At 71.4% G+C, this 9,101-nt stretch carries 5 protein-coding genes; all 5 read right to left on the minus strand.

What is annotated here, in order from left to right; all coding sequences use genetic code 11:
- Window positions 1-180: 180 nt before the first annotated feature.
- Genes RHM57_RS11765 through RHM57_RS11785 form a run of 5 tightly spaced genes read right to left on the minus strand, consistent with a single transcriptional unit; the run spans window position 181 to window position 9,070 of the window.
- Window positions 181-3,567, minus strand: coding sequence for an FtsK/SpoIIIE domain-containing protein (locus tag RHM57_RS11765; RefSeq protein ID WP_322188198.1), 3,387 nt, complete (start codon window positions 3,565-3,567; stop codon window positions 181-183).
- A complete protein-coding gene (locus tag RHM57_RS11770) occupies window positions 3,542-4,303 on the minus strand; it encodes an FHA domain-containing protein (RefSeq protein ID WP_322188200.1) in 762 nt (253 codons plus the stop codon). Before RHM57_RS11770 ends, RHM57_RS11765 begins: the two co-directional genes overlap by 26 nt.
- Window positions 4,300-6,687 carry a transglutaminase domain-containing protein gene (locus RHM57_RS11775; protein ID WP_322188202.1) on the minus strand — a complete coding sequence of 796 codons (2,388 nt, stop codon included), beginning with the start codon at window positions 6,685-6,687 and terminating at the stop codon, window positions 4,300-4,302. The genes RHM57_RS11770 and RHM57_RS11775 overlap by 4 nt, the downstream gene beginning before the upstream one ends.
- Window positions 6,684-8,063 carry a DUF58 domain-containing protein gene (locus RHM57_RS11780; protein WP_322188204.1) on the minus strand — a complete coding sequence of 460 codons (1,380 nt, stop codon included), beginning with the start codon at window positions 8,061-8,063 and terminating at the stop codon, window positions 6,684-6,686. Before RHM57_RS11780 ends, RHM57_RS11775 begins: the two co-directional genes overlap by 4 nt.
- Complete coding sequence (locus tag RHM57_RS11785) at window positions 8,060-9,070, minus strand: AAA family ATPase (RefSeq protein WP_241975398.1); 1,011 nt, start codon at window positions 9,068-9,070, stop codon at window positions 8,060-8,062. The genes RHM57_RS11780 and RHM57_RS11785 overlap by 4 nt, the downstream gene beginning before the upstream one ends.
- Window positions 9,071-9,101: the final 31 nt, after the last annotated feature.

Here is a 9,101-nt window from a genome sequence, read left to right on the forward strand (position 1 = left end):
CACCCACACGACGACGGGTGAGTTGCTAGATACTCGCACAGCGCGGGCCGTTAGTCACGGCTGAGTGACCAAATCATCGATTACGTAACGCACTTGTCACGAAATCAGTGGTCTCGGCGTCGTTTGACACTCGAAATGGGCGCTTGCGCTGGTCGGGTGGCGCCCGAGGCCCGACCGGAATCACGCCGCACCGAAGGCCACCCTGCTGAGGTCGCCTTCGGGCGACAGGGACCAGAGATGGCCGCGGCCGGGTGCCAGGGGTGGCGGGAGATCCCGCCTGCGGGTCAGCATGCGGTAATCGGCGAGGGTGCAGCCGTCGAAGACGATGGGTGAATGAACCCGAAGCGCGGCCAGGAGCGACCAGTTGGCCTGCCAGGTCTCGGGATCCCCGATGAAGACGGTCGCCGCGCCATGCCGGGCCAGGACTGCCTCCGGTTTCGCGGCACCGGCACCGGCGGTCAGCTCCACAACGTCCGGGTGCGCGGCATCCGCTCGAAGGTGAGCGGCGGAGCGGGCCGGGGACCCGCTCACGTGGATGATCGATGTGCCCGCTGCGAGAGCGAGTACGGTCGCGGTCGGGCGCGCGTCAGGGCCGGGGACTGCGCGGTCCGGTCTGCCGGCGACCGGGGATGCAGCCGTGTGCGGGACAGGAGATTGTGGAGCGAGCACCTGGATGCGCCGGCCACGCCAGTGTCCGCCGCCGGGAGGGAGGGTTGGGTCGAACTGGGCCGCCTGTCCCCCTGCGGCGAGGTGTTCGGCCCGGTCGGGCAGGCGCAGCAACAGGTGTTCCTGGCACAGCGCCGCCAGGCTCTGAAGCGGCCCGGTGAGGCGTTGCGCCGTGACCACGACGCGCAGTCCGACCGGCAGTCCGTCGCGAAGCAGGCTCGCGAGGCATTCGAGCGCCGCCTGCCGGTGGTCGGGCTCCCAGCGGGCGCAGACCGAATCGAAATCGTCGAGGAACAGGAGCCTCGAGCGGGCGCGGCGGTCCGGGCCTGCACCGGCCTGAGCGGTGCGAACCCGGCCCGCGCCTCCCCGGTCGATCCAGCGGCGCGCCTCGGTGAGGGCGTCCCAGACCGCTTCGACGTCGGGATTCGGCCAACCGACCCACGAGTGCGCGGCGCGTGCCTGGGACGCGAAAACGGCGAGCACCGAGGTCTTGCCGCTGCGCGCTCCGCCGAGGACGAACATGTTGCCGTCCCCTGGACCATACCGGGCCACGCCGTACCGTTGCCGGTCCGGCTCGTCGACCAGTCCGAAGCGGAATTCCGGTTCGCCGCCCGGGGTCCTGTCCGGCGCATGGAGCTCCGAATCGGGCCTGCCGAGGTCCGGAAGCCCCTCGAGGTCGGCGAGGGCCACCACGGCGGGGAGCGGATCGAGCCACGGTCGGCGAGGGTGCCGGGGCAGCACGACTCCTCCGTCCCTGGCTGAGCCCGCGACCGCAGCCAGGGCCTCGATCTCCGCGCCCGAGGTGACGGCGACCTGGCAGGCCTCTGGGCCGCCATCCCCCAGCGCGATCAGGCAGCGACCGGGAACGGCGGCGGCGATGGCGGCCGCGGCATCCGTCCCGAGCACCGCCTGGCTGTCCGCCGCGTTGTTGACGCGCAGGGAGATCCGGAGCGTGCAGTTGGCGAGCAGCGCGTCCCGTACGACTCCGGCGGGGCGCTGCGTGCACAGCACGAGGTGCACACCGAGCGAGCGTCCCCTGGCCGCAATATCGACGAAGAGCGCGTGCAGTTCCGGAAACGACGCGAGCATGGTCGCGAACTCGTCGACGACGATCACGAGCCGCGGCAACGCGGGCCTCTCCGGCGACGCCGGCCCGCCGAGCGAACGCCATTCGGCGAGATCCCTCGCACCCGCTGCGGCGAGCACCCGCTCGCGGTGACGAAGCTCCGCTGCGAGGCTCGCGAGGGCGCGCTCCGCCCGGTGCCCGTCGAGGTCGGTGACCAGCCCGACACAGTGCGGGAGAACAGCGAGCGGGCGGAACGCGGCACCGCCCTTGAAGTCGATGAGCAGGAAGGTGACCTCGTCCGGCGCGCGATCCGCGGCGATCTGGCTGACCCAGCTGACCAGCAGTTCGCTCTTGCCGCTCCCGGTGGTGCCGCCGACAACGGCGTGCGGACCCTGGCCGACGAGATCGAGCGTGACCGGCCCGTCGGCGCCGATACCGATCGCGCACCCGAGACCGTCCCGGTCCGCCGCCACAGCGGCGAGCGGATGCCCGGTGATCGCGGCCAGCTCGGCGCGCGTCACCCGGGCGGGCAGCGAACGATGCCCACCGAGAAGACCCGCCGTTGCCGCACGCTCTCGGAGCAGCCGGGCGAAGCCGATCGCCTGTTCCCTCGTGACGAACTCCGGCCGGAAGTCCGGGCGCTGGGACGACCCCCGACGAGACCCCTGACCCGCGGAGCTCCCCGGGCTCCCGGGGATCCCCGGGTGCTCGGATTCCGCAAGGAAGAGCACCTCGGCCTTCGTTGCACTGTGAAGACGCACGACCGTCGCGCAACCGGGCGGCACGTCGACGAGGTCCGTGGCCAGCAGCAGCCACGGCACCCGCCGGTGTCCCTGTCGCGGTTCGACGGTGGGAGCGTGGTTGCCTGCGACCGGCATGTCGGTGAACCGAAGCAGCACGACCTTCCGGGCTGCCTCCCCGGGGCCTCTGCGGTCCGCGGGCCCAACGGTCTCCGCGGGACCCGCGTCTGCCACGCCGCCCGCCCGGGTCGTGTGCGGCAGGGCCCCTGTCCACGCCCAGTCGTCGTCCGGTTGATCCGAAACGACCGGTTCCAGGGCAAAACGGTCGGGTGCCAGGGCGAATGCGAGCTGCACGAGCAGCGCCCGGGCGAACGCGCGCACGAGGGCGGTGGGCCCGACGAGCGCGACGCCGCCACAGGCATCCGCTGTGACGGGTGCGTCCAGGAGCGTGGCGGCCCAGGCTCGCAGCTCCCGCTCCGAGCCGGTTCCCTCGAGACGAATACCGCTCGCCGTGCTACCCGATCCCAGCACCACGGGTACTGCGCCCCCGGCCCGGGATCTCCAGCGGGATGCCCGGTCCGGCGTCTCGAGGAGCTGTGCCGCCGACGGGGTCTCCTGTCGGCGCCGCAGCCGCAGCTCGGTGTGGCGCTCGGTGACCGCGTTCCGCAGCTCGGCGAGAGCCGCGGAGTGCGCGGCGGCATCGCGGCGGCGGGTGCGGCGTGCGGCTCGGCGCCCGTCGACCACGCTCGCCACGGCGATCACCGGGCCGAGCACGGCGAACACCAGCACGAACGCTGAACCGGTCACGAGCCAGATCACGCCGGCCGCCACGAGGGGTGCCAGGGAGGCGATCAGGGGAAACGCGGCGGGAACGGGTTCCGTCGGGGACGCGGGCAGCGACAGCGTTTCGTCGGCGAGGAAGAAGTCGGTCACCCGGGTAGCAGAGCACCGGAACGAGATCAGGACAGGCGGCCGACCGCATCCGTGCACCGGGGACCGGATGGCCCGGGTGGTGAGGAGCGTCGAGGACAGGCCGGAGAGGCCGGAGAGGCCGGACTGGCCGGACGTCTCAGCTGACCTGGAAGTACTGGTCACCGATCTCGACGCGCGATCCGCGCGGCACGAGATAGCGGCGGCCGGGCTCGCACCGCACCATCGTCGCGTCGGGGCGGCGGATGATGGTGCCGTTGCCGGAGAAGCGGTCGCTGACCCAGAGCTCGCCGTCATGTTGGCCGAACTCGAGGTGGGTCTTCGACACCGACATGCCCGGATCGATGATCTGCACAAGCCGGTCGAAGTGCTCGCTCGGTTGCGGCATCGGCCGGCGTCCGATCAGGCCGGTGCCGCGCACTTCGAGGTCTTCCCCTGTGCTGAACTGCAGCACGAAGGCACCGCCCGTTGTCGGGGCGCCACCGCCGGTGAGGGCGACGTGGGAACCGTGGGTGTGCGCGCCCTGTCGGGACGGACGCGTGGGGGTAACGGGGTGCAGGCGACGGCCCGGCGCGAACGGCGACGACGATTCGATCTCGGCTTCCGCTCCGGCTTCGGCTCCGGCTTCGGCTTCGGCTTCGGCTTCGGCTTCGGGTGCCGGCACGGCGACGGGCGGGCCGGACGCCCCAGGCTCACCGAGCACGCCGGGACCGGCCGCAGCGGTGGTCACCGGAATCGAGACAACGGTCGGGCGGGGTCGCAGCGGCTGGATGATCGTCGTGTCGTTCGGACGCGGGTCGTGACGCTTGCGGGTCTTCGGGGTCGCCTTCGTAGAACTGCCGCACTCACCGCAGAACATGGCGCCCGCGCTCAGCGGTGCCCCGCAGATCAGGCAATTCACGAAACGACTCCTTCCTTTCGCCGGTCCCGGTCGGGTGTGGAAACCCGGTGCCCGCTCGGCGTGCCCCGATTCGCAGGTGGAACGGATGCCCTTCCAGCGTAGCGAGCGAACGAGCGCAGCGAAATGAGGGCTCGGAACCGGTCCCTGCGGGTGCGTCCCGCGGCGAGCGCGGACCGCAGGTCTTCGACCATTCTCCAGATCTGGTCAGCGACGCCGTCGCTCGGCCGTCCGGGCGCGAAGACAGCCCGGTCCACCGCGACCGCCGCCGCAACAGGCGGCTCCCCGCCGACCGCCTCGGCCAGTTCGAGGCGGGTCGCGCCGACCGGCACATCGATGCCGAAGTCCGCCGCGGTGTCCGCGAATTCGCGCCAGCCGCCGCGCACCCGGTCGAGCGTTGAGCCCCTCCTGCGGCGGAGCCTGCGCCGACGGGCCTTCGCGAGGATCACGACGAGGAACGGGCCGGCGATGACGAGGGCGGCGAGCAGCGTCCAACCGGTGATCGTCAGCACGGTGACGAGCAGCGCCAGCAACGGCGACAGCGGTGCCGGCGGCGTCTCCGCGGCATTCTCCGGAGCGGCGGGATCCCGCTGCTCCGTCACACTCGGGACGAGCGGCGGCACGACGGTCTGCGGTCGCGAGACGATCTGGGGCCGGTCCGGCTGCTTCTCCGGCACGTCGCGCACGGCGGGAATGGGGTCGATCGTCACCCAGCCCTCCGTTGCCGTCTGGACCTCGATCCAGGCGGAGACGTCGGCCCCGTGCACGATCACCGGCGTTTCCGACGCGTCGGCGGCTCCGAGCGCCTGGGGGGCGAATCCCATGACGACCCTGGCCGGGAACCCCAGCCGCCGCGCCAACAGCGCGGCCGCGACGGCGTACTGTTCGGCGTCCCCGAGCATGGGCTCATCGGTGAAAAGCTGACTGATCCGGTCCAGACCGTGGCCAGACCGGCTCACCGGCTCGTCCTCACCGATGCCGTGACTCACGTAACCATTCGCCTTCAGCCCGTCCAGCATGGCCTGCAATTGCACGCCGGGCGGGTCCCCGGCGCGAACGTATCCCGCGAGCGCCCCTTCGACGGAGTCGGGTAGCGCTTCGAGGGCCGGGAGGGCGGCCGTGCCCGGCGTCAGCGTCGCGAGCGACCCGGGAACCCGTGGCACGACCGCGGTGGCCGTGTAGGTGTCGCCGGAGGCGAGTCCCCCGAGGACGGCAGCGGTCCCCGTGCCGTCGTTGTAGTAGAACGCATCGGCCCGGGCCGTCCCGGTCTCCCCGCTGAAGCGGATGCGTTCGAGTTGCCCGGTACCCGGGACCCAGACGCCCGCGTAATCGTCGATGGTCACGTCGATCGACGACGGGTCGCCGGAGACCCCGCTCTGGTCGAGCCGGTCGGGCAGGCGGGTGAAGAAGTTCGCTGCGCCGTCGAGGGAATAGACGATTCCGTTGTAGGAATCGAGGGCCGCGAGTCGCAGCCGTCCCCCGGCCGGCAGGCCGGTCACCGACAGCATCACGGCATCGGACCGCCCGGGCTGCAGGTAACTGCGGAATTCGCTCAGCGGGCTCGGGTAATCATTCGGGTCGAAGGGCTGCTGCACGCGGGCCCGCACGACATCCCGGGGCACCTGCACAGGGAAGGCCACGGCCGCCGCGGTGCCGACCCCGATCGCGAGGGCGGCGATCAGCGCGGCCGAGAGCACCCCGCGGGCCGCGGTGAGCCGGCGACCGGCCCGCGATTCGCGGGTGCGCGCGGACTGCCGGGCACCGGAGAGGGCGAGGAGCGCCCGCCGGCGTGCCGCGCGTTGCCAGAGCAGCCAGAACAGCAGCACGACGAAGAGAGCGAGACCGGTCTCGATCGGCGCTAATCCGACGGTCGGTCCGAGGCCGATCCCGGCGACATAGAGCGCGATCGGACCGAACGCGCCGAGCTCGCCGACCCGTGCCCTGAGGGCGATCGAGAGTCCGGCGACGGTGCTCGACAGGACGAGGATGAGGGCCGGAACCAACAGGGCCTGGTACGAGCCGACCGGGAGCACGATCGTGACGAGCTCCTTCCAGCTCAGTGCGGTCGCCGCGGCGAGGTCCCCGAGCCCGGCGAGGGTCGGCAGGACGCCCCCGGTCGCCTCGCCGGGGATCGCAAGCGGCACGCCGACCAGGAAATACACCGCGATCGTGACGAGCGAGACCAGCCACGCCCGCCAGCGGAACACCGTACCGAGGATCGCGATGCCGGAACCGAGCAACGCGGTGACGACGACGAGCACCACGAATTCGCGGTTCCCGTAGACCGGCCAGAGAGTCACGGCCGCGACCATCGTCGCGAGCAGCAGCGCGGCCGTGTTCCCGACGATGAAGGCGGCGGATGCGCGGGGCTGCACTCTCCCGGTCACGCGGCAACCCCCTTGGCGAGGCTCTGCTGCAGGTCTTCGAGGAAGCCGATGGTGAGAACGCTGAGCTCGGCGACGCGCCGGAGGCTCGGCACGGACTCTGTCGCGCAGACGACGGCCACGACTTCGACCCCGCCGGGGAAATGCGTCGCCGCTGCGCGCAGCTCGGCGAGGCTCACCGTTGAGCCGTACACGAGGAAGGCGACGGAAACACCGGCGACGGCATCCGCTGCGGACTGGGCGAGCGCGCCGAGCGGCAACGCGTCCGCCGTGCGATCCACTCGGCACAGGTCGTCGAGCAGGCGGGTGATCGTCAGGGTGCTGAGCCTTTCGGCGGCGGGACGCTGCTTCGTGCCTGCCCGGTTCGGCCGGTGCTGCACCTGGTCCCGGCCGGCCGCACCCGTGCGGGCTGCGGCGGGTGCAACGGTGCTCGTGACGACGGACACCGTGCGTGCGTCGCGGATCGCCCGCACCCCGAGCGAACCGGCGACGCTCACGGCGAGTTCGAATTCCTCGTCGTCGGCGTAGTCGTCTGCGGCGAGGCTCAGTGCGACCAGAAGGTGACTGCGCCGGGACTCCTCGTACTGGCGCACCATGAGGCGGCCGGTCTTCGCGGTGCTCTTCCAGTGGATGCTGCGCCGTTCATCCCCCGGCACGTATTCGCGCAGGGCATGGAAGGACATGTCGAGGTTGGTGAGGTCACGGGTGGGGTTTCCCTCGAGGTCACGGATGAACCCTGTGCTCATGCTCGGAATCGGGAGGGTGCGCGGGTGCACGAAGAGATCGACACGTTCCGCCCAGACGAGTTCCCGGCGCACGAGGCCGACCGGGTCCGCGCGCACCGTCCGCACCGGCCCGATCGGGATGATCCCGCGCCGCACGGTCGGGACGATGAAGACGTCCTCGAAGCTTGCGCCCCTGGCGAGCCCGGGCATGGCGAACTCGGCGAGGCCGAGGCCGACGGGAACCTCGACCCCGACGCCAGGCAGCCGGCGGCCGGTCGGGTTGCGCACGATCAGTTCACCGGGAACCCGTTCCCCCACGACGACCCGGTCCACGGGAACCCTGAGCCGGATCTGGTACGCGGTCCGCCCGAACAGGAAGCCGAAGGAAGCCAGGACGAGCGCGAGTCCAGCCCAGCCGAGCACCACGAGTTCGGTCCAGCCGAGCAGGTAGCCGGTCGCGAGGGCGACGGCGGCGGATGCGAGCACGCTCCAGCCGAGGACCGTGACGACGGCAGTGGCGAGCCGCCAGGTCGTCGTCAGCAGCGCACCGGTCGCCAGGACGGCACGGACCGAGTGCACGAGCAGCACGGCGAGACGACCGTCGGCGGTGTCCTCGCCGAGGCCGTTCGGACGTGCGCCGCCTAGATCGCTCACGCGGCCTGCCGGTCTCCCGGCGGAGGCGTCTCGATCAGGATGCGCGCAACGATGCTCGAGGGTGTGACACCGTCGAACTCGGCCTCCGGATCGAGCAGGAGCCGGTGCGCGAGGACCGCCTCTGCGAGCTGCTTCACGTCGTCGGGAATGACGTAGTGCCGCCCGTTGGCCGCGGCGAGGGTCTTCGCTGTGCGGATGAGGGCGAGCGCCCCGCGCACGCTCGCGCCGAGGCGCACCTCGGTGGTCGTGCGCGTCGCGTCGACCAGGCGGGAGACGTAGTCGTTGATCGAGGGGTCGACGTGGACCGTCCTGGCGAGCGCGGCGAGTTCGACGACCGTCGCGGCAGAGACGACGGCGGGGATGACGACCGCGTGCGCACGCCGTCCGGCACCCTCGAGGATCCGGATCGTCGAGGCGTGGTCGGGATAGCCGATCGAGGCCTTCATGATGAACCGGTCGAGCTGGGCTTCTGGCAGCCGGTAGGTGCCCGCCTGCTCGATCGGGTTCTGGGTGGCGATCACCATGAACGGTTCGGCAACGGGGTGCGTCACACCGTCCGCGGTGATCTGCTCCTCCTCCATCACCTCGAGCAGCGCCGCCTGGGTCTTCGGGCTCGCGCGGTTGATCTCGTCGGCGAGCACGATGTTCGCGAACACGGGACCGCGGTGGAATTCGAAGGCGCCGTTGCGCTGGTCGTAGATGCTGACACCGGTGATGTCGCCGGGGAGCAGGTCCGGGGTGAACTGGATCCGGTTGCTGGTGCCCTGGACGCTCTGCGCGATCGCCCTGGCGAGGCTCGTCTTGCCGGTGCCAGGCACGTCTTCGAGCAGCAGGTGACCGCCGCTGAGCAGCGCGGTGAAAGCCATCCGGATGACGTGGTGCTTGCCGAGCAGCACCCGTTCGACCCCGGAGACGAGCCGTTCGAAGACCTCGGCGAATTGCGCGGCCTCCCCTGCGGTCATCGTGGCGGCGGCCGCCTGCTCGGTCGAGTTCGTCGGGGCATTCATCGGGCCGGTCCTTGGGATAGTCATCTCAGTG

Source organism: Cryobacterium sp. 10S3, from assembly GCF_034344045.1.
Taxonomy (GTDB): Bacteria; Actinomycetota; Actinomycetes; order Actinomycetales; family Microbacteriaceae; genus Cryobacterium; species Cryobacterium glucosi.

Coding starts and splice junctions, on each gene's coding strand:
- RHM57_RS11785 (WP_241975398.1), bottom strand. CDS start 9,070: ATGAATGCCCCGACGAACTCGACCGAGCAGGCGGCCGCCGCCACGATG.